This is a genomic window from Peptostreptococcus faecalis (assembly GCF_900240845.1).
Lineage (GTDB): Bacteria > Bacillota > Clostridia > Peptostreptococcales > Peptostreptococcaceae > Peptostreptococcus > Peptostreptococcus faecalis.
Window position 1 is genome coordinate 862,908 of record NZ_OERU01000001.1, and the last position, 14,836, is coordinate 877,743.

Consider the following 14,836-nt stretch of genomic DNA (forward strand, 5'->3'; position numbering starts at 1 on the left):
ACTATAAAAATACTACTGCTGCATATAATGCAATTGAAGTGAATATCCATATTGTTGTCATATATAGATCTACACCTGATTTGTCATTCATAAATTTATGTCTGAATTTTACTGCTACTGTATTTCCCATTGACTGTAATTTAAGAACATTTTTGTAATAATCATAGTTACCATAATATCCAGCTCTGACGTATAGCAAAAATGATAGTAAAAACAAACCAATAAATAAAGGTGATTTAATAGAATAAGCAAAAGTAGCTAATATAGCTTGAAATCCGATTAAAAGAATACCTTTAAATATCATTTTTCTGTATATGTACCAGTATGGTGCAAAAAGCAGTGCATACAGATTAAAAGATTTTACTTTTCCCTCCTTTTCGAATTTATCGAAAAGAGGTTTATAGTATTCTAGATTCGTCTCAACTAAATCATCAATTTCTATTTCATTCTTGTATTCATTATATACTTTTTTCTTCTTCATTATTCTGTTCCTCTTCTACAGTATTTTCTTTAGCTTCTGTTTCTGAATTTGGATTAGAAGTAATTATATATTTACTTTCTAATATATCCATAAATTCTTCACCTGTTATTGTTTCATTTTTAAGCAGATATTCAGAAATTTCATGAAGCTTCTCTTCATTTTCTCTTAATATGTTAATTGCTCTTTCATGACAATTTTTTACTATTTCTATTACAGTTTTATCTATTATTGAAGAGGTTTCTGGGGAACAAGCTAGAGAAGTATCTCCTCCTAGATATCTATTGTTTACTGTTTCAAGTGCAACCATTCCAAAATTATCATCCATACCAAATCTTGTTACCATTGATCTAGCTATCTTAGTAGCCATCTCAATATCATTTGATGCACCAGACGTTTTTGTATTGAATATTAATTCTTCTGCTGCTCTACCACCTGTATATGTCGTAATATTATCAAGTGCTTCGTCTTTAGTCATCAAGAATTTTTCATCTTTTTCAACTTGAAGTGTGTATCCTAAAGCACCTGAAGTTCTAGGTATAATAGTTATTTTATGTACTGGTGCAGAATGTTTACCAGCAGCAGCAACTAATGCATGACCAACTTCATGGTAGGCTACTATTCTTTTTTCTTTTTCGTTTATGACAGCGCCTTTTCTCTGATATCCTGCAATTACAGTCTCTACAGACTCTTCTAAATCTTCTTGCATTACCGTACTTCTTCCAAGTCTAACAGCTCTTAGTGCTGCCTCATTAACTATGTTGGCTAGTTCTGCTCCAGATGCACCTGAAGTAGCTCTTGCAACCTGATTGAAGTCTATATCATCAGATTTTTTTATGTTTTTACTATGAACTTCTAATATTGATTCTCTACCCTTTAAGTCTGGAAGTTCTACTGGTATACGTCTGTCAAATCTTCCTGGTCTTAAAAGTGCATTATCAAGAGAATCTGGTCTATTTGTAGCGGCTAAAATGACAATCCCAATACCGTCTTCAAATCCATCCATTTCACTTAGTAATTGGTTTAGAGTTTGCTCCCTTTCATCGTTGCCTCCAAAGTTTGTATCTCTTTTTTTACCGATAGCATCTATTTCATCTATAAACACTATACAAGGAGCTTTTTCTTTTGCTTGTTTGAATAAATCTCTTACTCTTGAAGCACCCATTCCAACAAACATTTCAACAAATTCTGATCCAGATATTGAGAAAAATGGAACTTTTGCCTCACCTGCAACGGCTTGGGCAAGTAAAGTTTTCCCCGTACCTGGAGGCCCTACTAATAGCGCTCCCTTAGGCATTTTCGCCCCTATAGATGTGTATTTTTCTGGTGCATGTAGAAAGTCAACAATTTCAGTAAGAGCTTCCTTTGCTTCATCTTGTCCTGCTACATCAGAAAAACTCACACCTGTAGATTTCACATACAATTTAGCGTTGCTTTTTCCAAAGGACATCATTCCACCGCCACTGCCCATTTTTTTACTCATATTTTTAATAAGGAATCTTCCAATCATCCATATAATTAAAAATGGCAGAACCCAAGACATTATAAAGTAAAAGATAGGTGTATTTTCTGAAGGAATTTCCTTACCATATTTAGCTCCGGATTTTTCTAGTTCTTCAACTAAATTTGGATCTTCCATTTTACCAGTTATATACATGTTTTTATCATCCTTTTTATTTGTTTTAAAAGATATTTTATTTTCTTTTATGTCAACACTGCTAACTTCCTTATTTTTAAGCATTTGCACAAATGTTCCATAGCCAACTTCCGTTGTTTTTTTCTTTTCGAAATTTGGCACTAAGAATGCATTAAAGAGTAGTATTATCCCTAATAAAGCAGCGTAAAACCAAACAAAATTATAATTTGGTTTTTTATCGTTATTCATTTACATCACTCCCTATAATTTTTTTAAATATTCCATTACATCTTCAATTATCCAATTTGGTGTAGAAGCTCCCGCTGCTATTCCGATAACATCATATTCATTTAATGGTATGTCTTTTAATTCTTTACTTGTTTCAACTGCAAAAGTTGGAGTTTTTTCACTACATATTTCTGCTAATTTTTGAGTATTTGAACTATGTTTTCCTCCAACTACTATCATTGCCTCAACTTCATTAGATAGTCTTCTTGCAGAAAGTTGCCTCTCTCTTGTAGCAGAGCATATAGTGTTTTCAATCTCTATATTTAAGTGTAATTTTTCAATTAGATCCATTATATCTTTAAAATCTTGCTCATTTATTGTTGTTTGTGCAACTAAAACATATTTTTCATCATTGTTTAAATGATAGCTTTCAAGTTCCTTTTTGCTTTTTACAATAATTGCACTGTTGTTACACCATCCATTTATACCGATAACCTCCGGATGATCTTTATTGCCAACTATTATAATTTTTTTACCCGTGTCATAATTTTTTTTGACAATATTATGAATTTTTTTGACAAAAGGACATGTTGCATCTATAATATCAATATTTTTCTTCTCTGCCTCTATATACACGTCTTTAGAAACACCATGTGATCTTATAATCATCTCGTTAGTATCTCCTTCGATTTCATCTATACTGTTTACTGTAATAAGTCCATTATTTTCATATTTTTCTACGGCTTCTTTATTATGTATTAATGGGCCTAGGGCATATATATTATGTGTTTTTTCTTCTAATTCATTCCATGCCATGTTCATTGCTCTTTTTACACCAAAGCAATAACCTGCATGCTCAGCTAAAATAATTTTTTTCATGTTATTTTACTTTATAATTCCTTCCTTGTTATCATTGTAGTTTTTCTCAACTACATTTAAAAGAGACTGAGCAATTTTCTCGTACTCTGCTTTATCAACTTTTCTAGTGTTATACTCAGACATATCGATAACATCACCTATTACAATTTTAACCTTTGAAAATGGTTTGTAGCTAGATATAATACTCATTGGAACGATATCTGCTTTAGATTTAATAGCGAATAACGCTACACCAGGTTTTGCTGGTAAAAAACTATCCATTTCACTTCTTGTACCTTCTGGAAAAATTCCTAGTACCCTTCCAGTTTTAATTTGCTTTAAAATATTTTTAACTGTAGATAAGCCTGGATTTTTTCTGTCAATTGGAATGACCTCGAATTTAACTAGTATTGTTTTAATAATTGGTATTTTGAATAATTCCTGCTTAGCAACTGGGATTATTCTTCTATTTTTTACAGCCATTATCATTAGTAAGGGATCAAAGTTATGCTTGTGGTTAGCAATTATTATCTGTTTCCCCTCATTTGGTAGTTTTTCACTCCCCAATATTTCAATTCTATATATAATGCTAAAAAATATTGATAAAATTTTACGTATTACTGCATATGCTTTATCCATTTAATCACCTATCTTACTATTTATTTTTACCTCATTGACAATATAGTCTACAACTTCTTCTATAGACATATTTGTTGAATCTATTTCATGAGCATCACCTGCTTTTACAAGGGGTGAAACTTCTCTAGAAGAATCTATATCATCTCGCCTCTTTATACCCGAAATTATCTCTTTAAGAGTTATATTTTTTTCCTTGTCTTTTATTTCTTCATAACGCCTTCTACCACGTTCCTCTGGTGATGCATTTAGAAAGAATTTAAATTTAGTGTTTGGGAAAATATGTGTTCCTACATCTCTCCCATCCAAGATAACATCACTTCTCATTCCAATTTCTCTTTGTTTTTTTACCATCATTTCTCTGACTTCTTTTATTTTTGCAACATTTGATACATTCAAATTGATTTCAGAAGATCTGATTTTGTTATCTACATTTTCACCATCAAGGTAAATCGAATTGTCTATAAAATCTATTTCTACATTTTTACACAATTCAATCACTTTATCAGTTTGTGATATATCTACTCCTTCACTGATACATTTTAAAGTCAAAGCTCGATACATTGCTCCGGTATCTATATAATTAATACCTAACTTTTTTGAAATCAATCTAGAAATTGTACTTTTGCCTGCACCTGCAGGACCATCTATAGCTATTATTAAATTTCTCATAGTTTTGCGTGTGTTTTAGATTAAACACACCAACCCCCCTTTAATATTATAACTTATCGCAATAATTATACCGTTATAACCTTTATTTTTACTTTACTTAGCTTTTATTTGAATAGTTAATCATTATAAAATGAAAACTTTTCTGCTAGCGACTTTCCAGCTAGAAAACCTGTTGAGAATGCAATTTGTAGATTATATCCACCTGTTAAAGCATCAATATCTATAACCTCTCCAGCAAAGTATACACCTTCGTGAATTTTAGACTCTAATGTGCTAGATTTTATCATAGAAACGTCTACTCCTCCAGAAGTTACAGTTGCTTTACTTAAATCTTCAAGCGAAGTTGGCTCCAGTTTACATTTTTTCAAATATTTTATAACTATTCCAAAAGTTGATTTTGATAAATTAGATGAATTATCTTTAAATAAATCATATTCTTTCCCAATTTCCATGTTGGCTTCTCTTAATATAACATTTACAAAGTTTGTTGGTAAAAGATCTTTAATGTTTGCAAAGACACTTTTTTTAGGATTTTCTTTTATAATTTTATATATTTCATCTGAGCTGAAATTTGGAATAAAATCAACTTCCAATGTTACAAATTTTATAACTCGGTTTATATAGGATGAAATTTTTAATGCAGCTGGCCCCCCTATTCCTCGATGGGTAAAAACTACTCCTCCTCTTCTGACTACTTTGTCTAATTTATATAATTCTTTTGATAAATCATTCTTTACTAAGCTATCGATTTTTTCATTATTTTTATTTATACTTATTGATATATCTTTCAATGATACTCCTGCAATTTCTTTTGGCCAACTCTCTCTTAATCGAATTGGTACAAGAGCAGGTTTATTATCAATTATTTTATATGAATGATTTTTTAATATAGTTTGAAACTTTCCGTCAGAACCAGTTTGAGGATAACTGCTACCTCCAGTTGATATTATCATTCCATGTGATTCAATTAGAAAATCACTACTATATATTTTTTTTAAATCACCATCTATCTCTATTTTTTCTACCTTTTTATTAAAAAAAACTTCTATATTCTCTTCATCTAATTTTCTTTTAAATGCTTCAATTGCTTCCATAGCATTTCCGCTTTTTAAATAAATTTTCTCTTCATTGCTTTCTTCTACTAAATAATCTAGCCCTATTTTCTTTACAAAGTTAATCAAATCTAAATTTGTAAATGAGTACAGTGATGAAAATAGAAATTTTTCGTTTCTTACTATATTACAGAAAAAATCTGATATATCTTTGTTATTGGTAAAGTTAAATCTACCGCCACCAGTAATTCTCATCTTACTGCCAATAGTTTTTTTTGATTCTAATATACATATCTTTAGTTTTGGGTTTACAGATCTTGCAGATAGTGCTGCCATTACGCCTGCTGCACCACCACCAACAATAGCTATATCATATTTTAGTTTCATAAATACTCCTACTCTAAAGCGCTTTTTGCTTGAGGTTTGTTCAAACTTCCATTTATATTTAAATGAGCAGTGTCATTAATTTTAATCACAACTGGACCATATTCTCTACACTCTACTATATTAATAGCAGTGTTATCTTGTTTAATTCTATATAGATTTTTAATTGGAGATCCTAAAAAATCTAACAACATCACTCTAACAGTCACTGAATGAGATATAAGTAAAATATGTTTTCCATCATAATTCTCGTTTATATTTTCTATTAATTTTTTCTGTCTTTTGTAAATATCAAGTAATTTTTCTCCTTCAGGTATTTCAACTTTTTCTGGTTCATTTCTCCATGTTCTAAATGTTTCAGGGTAAGTGTATTCTATTTCACTTAAGGGTCTCCCCTCCCATATACCGAATCCCATTTCTCTTAATAGATTTGTAGTCGTGAAATCTTTATTCATTTTTTTTGATACTATTTCCGCAGTCTGAACTGCTCTACCTAAATCGCTGCAATATATATAATCTATTGGATACTTTTCTAAAGCCTTAGCAAGATTTTCTGCCTGAAGCTCCCCCAAGTCAGTTAGTGGCGAGTCACCATGCCCTTGGGTTTTTCCCAAAGTATTCCATTCTGTCTGTCCATGTCTAACTATATAAAAAGTGTTCATATTTCTCTCCCTCGTAATAACAACCTAATATGTAAACATATCAGGTTGCGAAAATTTTATTCATAAACTTCAAATTTTTCCCATATTTTTTCTAAATCATTAAAATACTGTTTAATATCGTCTCTTTCCCTCATTGCGACTCCAATAACAATTGCATTGGATACACTAAAAGCAGGTACTAATGAATCTACAAATGAAACCATATTGTTCTTTACAGTAAGAACTATATCTGATGTTTTTGCAGTAGGGGCATTAACACTATCTGTAATGGCTATAACTTTTGCTCCTCTTTCTTTTGCAAAGTTCACTACCTGAAGAGTTTTTTTAGAGTATCTAGGAAAACTAATTGAAATCAAAACATCTCCCTCTCCAAGTTTTATCATTTGTTCAAATGGTTCACCCATATCCATTCTTATTATTACAACATTATCCAGTATGTAATTCAAATAATAGCCTAAATATTTTGCAACATATATTGAACTTCTAAGTCCCATTATATATAGTTTTCTAGCGGATATAATCACATCAACTGCTTCTTCATATAATTTACTATCCAAAGAATGAAGGGTGTCATTTATATTTTCTATATCATTATTTAAAACATTTTCTAATATCAAACTATCAGAAGAATAGTCTATATTCGAAAGCTCCACTCTCTCAACGGTTGTCAATTTAGTTTTAATTAGTTCTTGTAATGAGTCTTGAAACTTAGGATATCCGGAATATCCTAATGCTGTTGCAAACCTTACAACTGTAGACTCACTTACTCCTACAATTTCGCCCAATTTTGCTGCAGTCATAAACGCAACTTTGGGATAGTTCTCAAATGTATATTGAGCCAAAAGTTTTTGACCTTTACTCATAGTATTGTACTTCTGTCTCATAATAGACATCGCATTGCTATTTTCTTTCAATTTTTCATCAGCATTTTCTTTTTTCTTCATCTATTACACCCCTATAATTTCTTAAATATTATGAAACCAAAAGTAATAAAGTACATGCTTTCATTATAATTATTATACAGTAATAATGATAGCTTTTCAATATTTAGAACCTATCATTATTACACTATATTCATCTTTTTTCTATAATTATTAAATTAGGTGGACTATTCTTTTGATTTATCAAATTGATTTTAATTACATTAAATTTTTGTTGTTCTAATTGCTCTACATATTCTGTAACTTTAATACTTTCTTCCATACCACCTGGATGCGAAACATATGATGCTATACAAATTAATCCATTTTGTTTTATATGAGGTATAAGTTTTGAAATTGCCTCAATTGTAGTATTAGGATTTGTTATTATTTTGTGATCTGAACCTGGCAAGTATCCTAGATTAAATGATGCAAAATCAATTTTTTTATCTACATACTTATCTAAATTTTGGTGACCATCATTTATAATTTCAATATTATTGTATTTATTTTTATTTTTTAAATTATTATCTAGATTACTTTTAGTTATTTTTATTGCGTTTTCTTGAATATCAAATCCATATCCATATCCTGAGTCTCCAGCTATATTCATCATATATATAAAGTCATTTCCCTTACCAAGAGTAGCATCTAGTACTACGGCTCCAGGGAAAATTTTAGAATCCGCTAAAAATTTAAACATGCTGTTTACATTATTAAAATTTTCTTTTTTTCTATTCATGCTAAATTATGTCCTTCTCAAAATTTAAAAAACTTTTTAAATAATTTTCTTCCTCTTTGGTTAGATGCCTGTATTCTCCTGGTTTTAGATCTCCCAGTTTTATTTTTCCTTCTTGAACTCTTTTTAAATTCATTACAGGGTGACCAATTGCGTCAAACATTTTTCTTACCTGTCTGTTGTGACCTTCGTGTATAATAACTCTACAAACTGAATATTTTTTTATAGTATCTTTTTTTACTACTTTCAAACTCGCTTTTGAAGTAATATAATCATCTATCTCTAATCCGTTTTCAAAATCATGTATTTCTTTGTCAGTTGGTATTCCTTTTACAGACGCAATATATACTTTATTGACTTCATATTTTGGATGAGTTATTTTATATGTTATATCTCCATCGTTTGTCATTATTAGTAGACCACTTGTTTCATAGTCTAATCTTCCCACTGGATATATTCTCTCTTTGATATCTTTAACTAGATCAATGACGTTCTTTCTTCCGAATTGATCTTTTGATGTTGTTATGTATCCTTCAGGTTTATTCAATACAATATATATTTTTTTTTCTTCCAATTTTATTTGTTTTTCATCCACGTAGACTATATCATTTTTTTCATCAACCTGATAACCAAGTGAATCGATTTTTTTACCATTAACTGATACTCTTCCTTGTAATATTAATTCCTCTGCTTTTCTTCTTGACGCTACACCACTTGTAGCTATGTATTTATTTATTCTCATTTTTTCCACCTCAAAAAGCTATCTCCTAATGAAATAGCTTTTATTTTAATATTTTAGTTGTTTTTTTGATTACTTTGTGAATCTCCGTTCTTTTGAGTCGTGCCTGTTCCTGTTCCTTGATTTGAAGTACCTTGATTCTGTGTCTGGTTATTTTGGTTTGTGGTACCATTTGGAACTTTGTTTGTACTTGTTCCTGAATTGCCAGAGTTTATACCAGTATTTTTATCAATTTCCTTTTCGTCATCTTCATCATCTTTTGTATTATTATATTTGTTGTTATAATTGTTATAATTATAAGATCTTCCATATGTGGAACTGCTTGAATATTTACCTTTATTTTCTTCTGCTGTTTTCTTTGCATTTTCCTTACGAGTTATCGTAGCCTTTTTTTGTCTTTGTAAATTATCTTGAGCTTTTTTCAATAATTCTTCAGCTTGACTCTTAACTTTTGCAGATCCAGAGTTATCGTTTATTAAATCTTGAAGCTCTTTTATCTCTTGTTCATAATCTTGTCTATTTCTACATTTTTGTGCTTTTTGAAGCTTCATTGACTGATAATACATACCTCTGGCCTCTGAGTTAGATTCATCTTCGCTTAATACCTTAGATAAATTAGTCATTGCCTTATCATATTCTTCGTTTTCTATAAATTTCCTAGCTCCACTCATTAGCTCTCCTGATTCTGTGAATCCACATCCAGTAAGCATGAGAGTTAGCGATAGAACAACTATTGAAATTATTTTTTTATTCATATGTTACCTCCTATTAAAGGTATTATTTGTTTCAAAAAAACTTTAAACAGTTAATAATCATTAATATTATAACATATCAATTTCAATATCGCAAACTAATAATAGAGCTAATATGTGCCATCTCAAGAAGATTTAGCCTATATTAGCTCTACTTATTTAAAATTATTATTTTGTCTATTATCAGAATAATTATAACTATTTTTTACAGATATTTATTCTTAAGGTATTCATCTATAGCTGATGCCGCACTTCTACCAGCTCCCATAGCAGAGATAACTGTTGCTGCACCAGTAACTGTGTCTCCACCTGCATATATTCCTTCTAGTGAAGTCAACCCTTCATCATTTGCAACTATACATTTCTTTTTATTTACTTCAAGACCTGGAGTCGTAGATGCTATCAATGGATTCGGTCTTGTTCCCAGTGACATAATTACCATATCAACATCAATTGTAAATTCTGATCCTGGAATTTCAACTGGTCTTCTTCTTCCAGAATCATCAGCTTCACCAAGTTCCATTTTTATACAAGTCATTCCTGATACATTACCATTTTCATCTACAAGAATTTCTTTTGGATTAGTAAGTAAATTAAATATTATACCTTCTTCTTTTGCATGGTGAACTTCTTCAACTCTAGCAGGCAATTCTTCTTCACTTCTTCTGTATACAATATGTGTGTCTGCTCCCATTCTTAGTGCAGTTCTAGCAGCATCCATAGCAACATTCCCACCACCTACTACGGCTACTCTCTTACCTACTCTAACTGGAGTATCGTATTCATCTAGATAAGCCTTCATTAAATTTACTCTAGTCAAAAATTCATTTGCAGATAAAACTCCATTTGCATTTTCTCCTGGTATTCCCATAAAAGATGGTAACCCTGCTCCAGAAGCTACAAATACCGCTTTAAAATTCTCATCTTCAAACATTTCGTTAATTGTCAGTGTTCTACCTACAACTACGTTATTTTCAATTTTTACACCTAATTTTTTAATTGAATTTATTTCATAGTTCACAACTTTTGTCTTTGGAAGTCTAAACTCTGGAATTCCATAAGTTAAAACTCCACCTGACTCATGAAAAGCTTCAAATATAGTTACATCGTATCCCATTTTTGCAAGATCCCCTGCGCACGCTAGTCCTGCAGGTCCTGATCCAATTACTGCGACCTTAATTCCATTCTTTTCAATATCACCTGTCAAGTCGATATCGTTTTCTCTAGACCAATCCGCAACAAAACGCTCCAACTTACCTATAGACACAGGTTCACCTTTTATTCCAACAACACACTTTCCTTCACATTGTGACTCCTGCGGGCAAACTCTACCACAAACCGCAGGCAACGAACTGCTGACCGCAATAACTTTTGCAGCCTTTTCAAAGTCTCCTTCTTGCACTTCTTTAATAAATCCAGGTATATCAATACTTACTGGACATCCTTCAACGCATCTAGGTTTCTTACAATTTAAACATCTTTTAGACTCTTCCATAGCTTCTTCAGCATTATATCCGTAAGAAACTTCTTCAAAGTTTGTTGCTCTTATTTTAGGATCCTGTTCTCTAACAGGAACTCTTGTTTTCAATGCCATTAGTGTCCACCTCCTATTTTGCAATCTGGGCTTGAATGTGTATCTCCATCTGATTTTCTAAGTGATTTTCTTCCTTCTTCTGTCTTAAACATTTGCTGTCTTTTCATAGCTTCGTCAAAGTTTACTTTCCATCCGTCAAATTCTGGTCCATCTACACATGCGAATTTAACTTCATCTCCAATGCTCACTCTACAAGCTCCACACATACCAGTACCATCAACCATTATAGTATTTAAACTTACTACTGTAGGTATATTTAATTTCTTTGTAGCAAGACATGCAAACTTCATCATTATCATTGGACCAACCGCTTTAGCTTCATAATAATGTTTTCCTTGGTTGTTCACAAGGTCTTCAAGCATCATAGTTACATTGCCATGAAAACCATAAGTACCATCATCAGTACATATGTATACATTCTTAGCAACTTTTTTCATTTCTTCTTCAAATATTATTATATCTTTTGTTCTTGCACCAATAATTACATCTACATCTACGCCATTTTCATGCATCCATTTAACTTGAGGATAAACTGGAGCTGCTCCAACTCCCCCTGCAATAAAAATGAAATTTCTCTTTTTTAAGTCTTCAACGTCTTCATATATAAATTCACACGGTTGACCTAAAGGACCTACAAAATCTTTTATGCTATCCCCTTCATCAAGTTTACTAAGTTTTTTACTAGAAGAACCTACTACTTGGAATACAATTGTTACAGTTCCCTTTTCTGCATCATAGTCCGCAATTGTCAGAGGTAATCTTTCCCCTTTTTCATCGATGATGACTATTATAAACTGTCCAGGTTTTGCAGATTTCGCTACTCTAGGAGCCTCAATATTCATCAAATAAACAACGTCATTAAGTCGTCTTTTCTCCACTATTTTATAACCCATTTTTACTACTCCCCTCTTATTTTATTTTTTATTAAATTATAAAAAAATAAATGATACATTTTTTGAATCAAATTTTAATTTAATAAAATTGTTACTATTATATATAATATTATACAATATTTCCTTATTATTTTATAGCTTATTTATAATATATATTCGGTATACTTGTTATGAATAAATTTAATAAATATAAATTATATTAACTAAACTTAGCTATTCACAAAATAATAATACTATATTACATCCAATTCTGCAATAAAAACGCATTATATACATATTTTTTTTATTATGTTATACTATATATAGAATTATTGCCGAAATATTTCTCATTTTCTAAGCTTGAAATTCTTATTAGTAATTACTATTTTACCAAAGGGGAGATGATTTTATGAAGAGATTGATAAGCGTGCAAGAGTTGTTTGATCTAATGAATTCTGGAAAAAAATATGTAATTTTGGACTGTAGATTTGATTTAATGGATAAATCATACGGAATAAATTCATACAGAGAAGGTCACATAAAAGGTGCATACCTTGTAAATATTGAAAAAGATTTGACTGATCCTGTAAGTGATCACGGTGGAAGACATCCATTTAAAGACAGATCTGTTTTAAAAGATATTTTAGAAAATTATGGTGTTGCTGATGACACAACAGTAGTAACTTATGATGATGGAGATATGCAAGGTGCTGGACGACTAGTTTTTCAGTTAAACAATTTAGGTTTTTATAACGCATTTGCATTAGATGGAGGATTAATTTCTTACAAACACCACGGTGGTGAAATAGAAACAAAAGAAAATATTCCCAACTTCAAAGATAACGTTTTTACGTCAAAAATTGACAACAGTTTTATGGTAGATATGGAATACGTTAAATCTAAATTATACGATAAAAATACTATAATAGTAGATTCTAGATCACATCCGAGATATCTGGGATTAGAAGAACCCGTTGATAAGGTTGCAGGTCATATACCAAGTGCGAAGTCATACTTTTTTATGGATACTTTAAATCAAGACGATATGACACAAGGCTCTTATAAATCAGATGATTTTTTGAAAGAACACTTTAAATCCCTTGATCCTGATAAAGAAATAATTTTATATTGTGGCTCTGGAATATCTCTTATGGTAAATGCCTTAGCTTTAGACAAAATAGGGATTCCATATAAAATCTATCCAGGTAGTTTTTCTGACTGGATAAGCTATGATTCAAATAAAATAGCAACTGGCGAAGAATAATTATTTACCTCTGACTTACTATTAAGGTAAGCCAGAGGTATTTTTTTATTTTTCAAATTTTTTCTTTTATATAATTTAATTAGTATTATTTTTTTTGTTAAATAACTTTTCTCCTAACTGTTTAAGAATTATTGCATTAATGCTGATTATATTGTAAAATAATATTATGTTTTAAGGTGCATAACTATGTTTTCCAGTCCGAAACATATATTAGGAGGTAATGATGTCTTTTAAAAACAAATTTCAAGAGGGCTTGTCAAAGCTCAAATCAAATAGAAAAATACAAATTTATGTCGGTGTTGTAGCTGTAATAGCTATTGTAGCTGTCGGCGGAATTGTTATATATAATAACTCCAAAGATGAACCTGAGTATATTATGCAGACATATACTGTTCCTGAATATGATAAGGTTTTTATAAATGGTACAGTAGTTCCAAAGCAAAGTAAGGATATTGCAGGGCCTTTAAATGGCGTAACGCCTGATATAAGAGTGAGCAACGGTCAAAATGTAAAAAAAGATGACGTTTTATACATTATAAAAGATGAAGCGGCTGTAAATGAAGCTTCGTCTATTAAAACACAAATTAGCAATCTTATTAGAGAAAAGCGTTCTTTAAAATCAGACGACCCTACTCTAACTTCTATTAATAATCAGATAGCAACTCTTAATACGTCTCTTTCTACAGCAAATTCAAAGGCTTACACTAGAGTTAAGTCGCCGATAGACGGAAAAGTATATATCAATGATGATAAAGAAGGCAATGTTCAATCTTCAGGTGGATCAAGTGCTTTAATGACTGTTCAAAGTTCTGAATATGTTATGAACGGAGAGCTTAGTGAACAAGATGTATCTAAAATAAAAACGGATATGACTGCAGATGTTACTATTTTACCTACTGGAGATACAATAAAAGCTAGAGTTAACTATATTGCTCAAAGACCTATAGTGTCTTCTTCTCAAGCTACTCCTACTCAAAATACAAGTGCTAATTCTTCATTATCTTTTTATAATGTCGTATTATTTTTTGATACTCAAGAAGGTATAGTAGACGGATATCATACTCAAGCTGTTATAAATGTAAATACAGATAAAAATAAAGTACCTACAAAAGCAATTGTAAATAGTGGAGATGAAATATACGTATTTGTAGATGTAGATGGTGTTTTAAAGAAAGTAAATGTTGAAATATTATCAGAAAGTGGAGATATTTCTGTAGTTTCTGGAGATTTAAATCCAAAAGATATTGTCGTTAAAAATCCTACTAAGACAATGAGAGACGGGGACACAGTGCCTGGAAAGTCAACAAAAGAATCTAAAGATGAAAAGAACTCATCGAAAGATGTATAAAA

Annotated in this window: 15 protein-coding genes; 2 read left to right on the forward strand and 13 right to left on the reverse strand. The window is 30.8% G+C overall.

The genetic code is table 11. The annotated features are described in order from the left end of the window. Position 1 precedes the first annotated feature (1 nt). The 13 genes from C0982_RS03985 to C0982_RS04045 all read right to left on the reverse strand — a co-directional run bounded on the left by C0982_RS03985 (position 2) and on the right by C0982_RS04045 (position 12,243). Positions 2–481, reverse strand: coding sequence for a DUF2628 domain-containing protein (locus C0982_RS03985; RefSeq protein WP_101772923.1), 480 nt, complete (start codon positions 479–481; stop codon positions 2–4). Next, positions 459–2,363, reverse strand: a complete 1,905-nt coding sequence (ftsH, locus tag C0982_RS03990; RefSeq protein ID WP_101772924.1) for an ATP-dependent zinc metalloprotease FtsH — start codon at positions 2,361–2,363, stop codon at positions 459–461. The genes C0982_RS03985 and ftsH overlap by 23 nt, the downstream gene beginning before the upstream one ends. 12 nt (positions 2,364–2,375) lie before the next feature. After that, positions 2,376–3,221: a 4-hydroxy-3-methylbut-2-enyl diphosphate reductase gene (ispH, locus tag C0982_RS03995; RefSeq protein WP_101772925.1), complete on the reverse strand. Its 846-nt coding sequence runs from the start codon at positions 3,219–3,221 to the stop codon at positions 2,376–2,378. Between the two features lie 6 nt (positions 3,222–3,227). After that, positions 3,228–3,839 (reverse strand): lysophospholipid acyltransferase family protein, encoded by a 612-nt coding sequence (locus C0982_RS04000; protein WP_101772926.1) that lies wholly within the window; start codon positions 3,837–3,839, stop codon positions 3,228–3,230. Next, positions 3,840–4,508, reverse strand: a complete 669-nt coding sequence (gene cmk / locus C0982_RS04005) for a (d)CMP kinase (protein WP_101772927.1) — start codon at positions 4,506–4,508, stop codon at positions 3,840–3,842. A 116-nt stretch (positions 4,509–4,624) separates the two neighbouring features. Beyond that, complete coding sequence (locus tag C0982_RS04010) at positions 4,625–5,947, reverse strand: BaiN/RdsA family NAD(P)/FAD-dependent oxidoreductase (protein ID WP_101772928.1); 1,323 nt, start codon at positions 5,945–5,947, stop codon at positions 4,625–4,627. Between the two features lie 8 nt (positions 5,948–5,955). After that, on the reverse strand, positions 5,956–6,606 hold the full coding sequence (locus C0982_RS04015) for a histidine phosphatase family protein (RefSeq protein ID WP_101772929.1): 651 nt from the start codon (positions 6,604–6,606) through the stop codon (positions 5,956–5,958). Positions 6,607–6,662: 56 nt separating this feature from the next. Further along, positions 6,663–7,550: a MurR/RpiR family transcriptional regulator gene (locus C0982_RS04020; protein WP_101772930.1), complete on the reverse strand. Its 888-nt coding sequence runs from the start codon at positions 7,548–7,550 to the stop codon at positions 6,663–6,665. A 130-nt stretch (positions 7,551–7,680) separates the two neighbouring features. Further along, the gene (locus tag C0982_RS04025) at positions 7,681–8,268 is read right to left on the reverse strand and encodes a tRNA (mnm(5)s(2)U34)-methyltransferase (RefSeq protein ID WP_101772931.1); all 588 of its coding nucleotides are present in this window, start codon (positions 8,266–8,268) and stop codon (positions 7,681–7,683) included. Between the two features lies 1 nt (position 8,269). Further along, complete coding sequence (locus C0982_RS04030; protein WP_101772932.1) at positions 8,270–9,007, reverse strand: pseudouridine synthase; 738 nt, start codon at positions 9,005–9,007, stop codon at positions 8,270–8,272. A gap of 53 nt (positions 9,008–9,060) precedes the next feature. Continuing rightward, entirely contained in the window at positions 9,061–9,759 is a 699-nt protein-coding gene (locus tag C0982_RS04035; protein WP_101772933.1) for a tetratricopeptide repeat protein, read from the reverse strand. Positions 9,760–9,961: 202 nt separating this feature from the next. Next, positions 9,962–11,350 carry an NADPH-dependent glutamate synthase gene (gltA, locus tag C0982_RS04040; RefSeq protein ID WP_101772934.1) on the reverse strand — a complete coding sequence of 463 codons (1,389 nt, stop codon included), beginning with the start codon at positions 11,348–11,350 and terminating at the stop codon, positions 9,962–9,964. Further along, positions 11,350–12,243, reverse strand: coding sequence for a sulfide/dihydroorotate dehydrogenase-like FAD/NAD-binding protein (locus C0982_RS04045; RefSeq protein ID WP_101772935.1), 894 nt, complete (start codon positions 12,241–12,243; stop codon positions 11,350–11,352). Before C0982_RS04045 ends, gltA begins: the two co-directional genes overlap by 1 nt. A 388-nt stretch (positions 12,244–12,631) precedes the next feature. Here C0982_RS04045 and C0982_RS04050 point away from each other — a divergent pair, with 388 nt between their 5' ends. Beyond that, complete coding sequence (locus C0982_RS04050) at positions 12,632–13,486, forward strand: sulfurtransferase (RefSeq protein ID WP_101772936.1); 855 nt, start codon at positions 12,632–12,634, stop codon at positions 13,484–13,486. A gap of 223 nt (positions 13,487–13,709) precedes the next feature. Next, positions 13,710–14,834: an efflux RND transporter periplasmic adaptor subunit gene (locus tag C0982_RS04055; RefSeq protein ID WP_101772937.1), complete on the forward strand. Its 1,125-nt coding sequence runs from the start codon at positions 13,710–13,712 to the stop codon at positions 14,832–14,834. Positions 14,835–14,836 lie beyond the last annotated feature (2 nt).

What these genes read in the sequence shown, in the direction of transcription:
- C0982_RS04055 (WP_101772937.1), top strand. Translation starts at nt 13,710, where the DNA reads ATGTCTTTTAAAAACAAATTTCAAGAGGGCTTGTCAAAGCTCAAATCA.
- C0982_RS04020 (WP_101772930.1), bottom strand. Translation starts at nt 7,550, where the DNA reads ATGAAGAAAAAAGAAAATGCTGATGAAAAATTGAAAGAAAATAGCAAT.
- ftsH (WP_101772924.1), bottom strand. Translation starts at nt 2,363, where the DNA reads ATGAATAACGATAAAAAACCAAATTATAATTTTGTTTGGTTTTACGCT.
- C0982_RS04000 (WP_101772926.1), bottom strand. Translation starts at nt 3,839, where the DNA reads ATGGATAAAGCATATGCAGTAATACGTAAAATTTTATCAATATTTTTT.
- C0982_RS04010 (WP_101772928.1), bottom strand. Translation starts at nt 5,947, where the DNA reads ATGAAACTAAAATATGATATAGCTATTGTTGGTGGTGGTGCAGCAGGC.
- C0982_RS04050 (WP_101772936.1), top strand. Translation starts at nt 12,632, where the DNA reads ATGAAGAGATTGATAAGCGTGCAAGAGTTGTTTGATCTAATGAATTCT.
- C0982_RS04015 (WP_101772929.1), bottom strand. Translation starts at nt 6,606, where the DNA reads ATGAACACTTTTTATATAGTTAGACATGGACAGACAGAATGGAATACT.
- gltA (WP_101772934.1), bottom strand. Translation starts at nt 11,350, where the DNA reads ATGGCATTGAAAACAAGAGTTCCTGTTAGAGAACAGGATCCTAAAATA.
- cmk (WP_101772927.1), bottom strand. Translation starts at nt 4,508, where the DNA reads ATGAGAAATTTAATAATAGCTATAGATGGTCCTGCAGGTGCAGGCAAA.
- C0982_RS03985 (WP_101772923.1), bottom strand. Translation starts at nt 481, where the DNA reads ATGAAGAAGAAAAAAGTATATAATGAATACAAGAATGAAATAGAAATT.
- C0982_RS04030 (WP_101772932.1), bottom strand. Translation starts at nt 9,007, where the DNA reads ATGAGAATAAATAAATACATAGCTACAAGTGGTGTAGCGTCAAGAAGA.
- C0982_RS04025 (WP_101772931.1), bottom strand. Translation starts at nt 8,268, where the DNA reads ATGAATAGAAAAAAAGAAAATTTTAATAATGTAAACAGCATGTTTAAA.
- C0982_RS04045 (WP_101772935.1), bottom strand. Translation starts at nt 12,243, where the DNA reads ATGGGTTATAAAATAGTGGAGAAAAGACGACTTAATGACGTTGTTTAT.
- ispH (WP_101772925.1), bottom strand. Translation starts at nt 3,221, where the DNA reads ATGAAAAAAATTATTTTAGCTGAGCATGCAGGTTATTGCTTTGGTGTA.
- C0982_RS04035 (WP_101772933.1), bottom strand. Translation starts at nt 9,759, where the DNA reads ATGAATAAAAAAATAATTTCAATAGTTGTTCTATCGCTAACTCTCATG.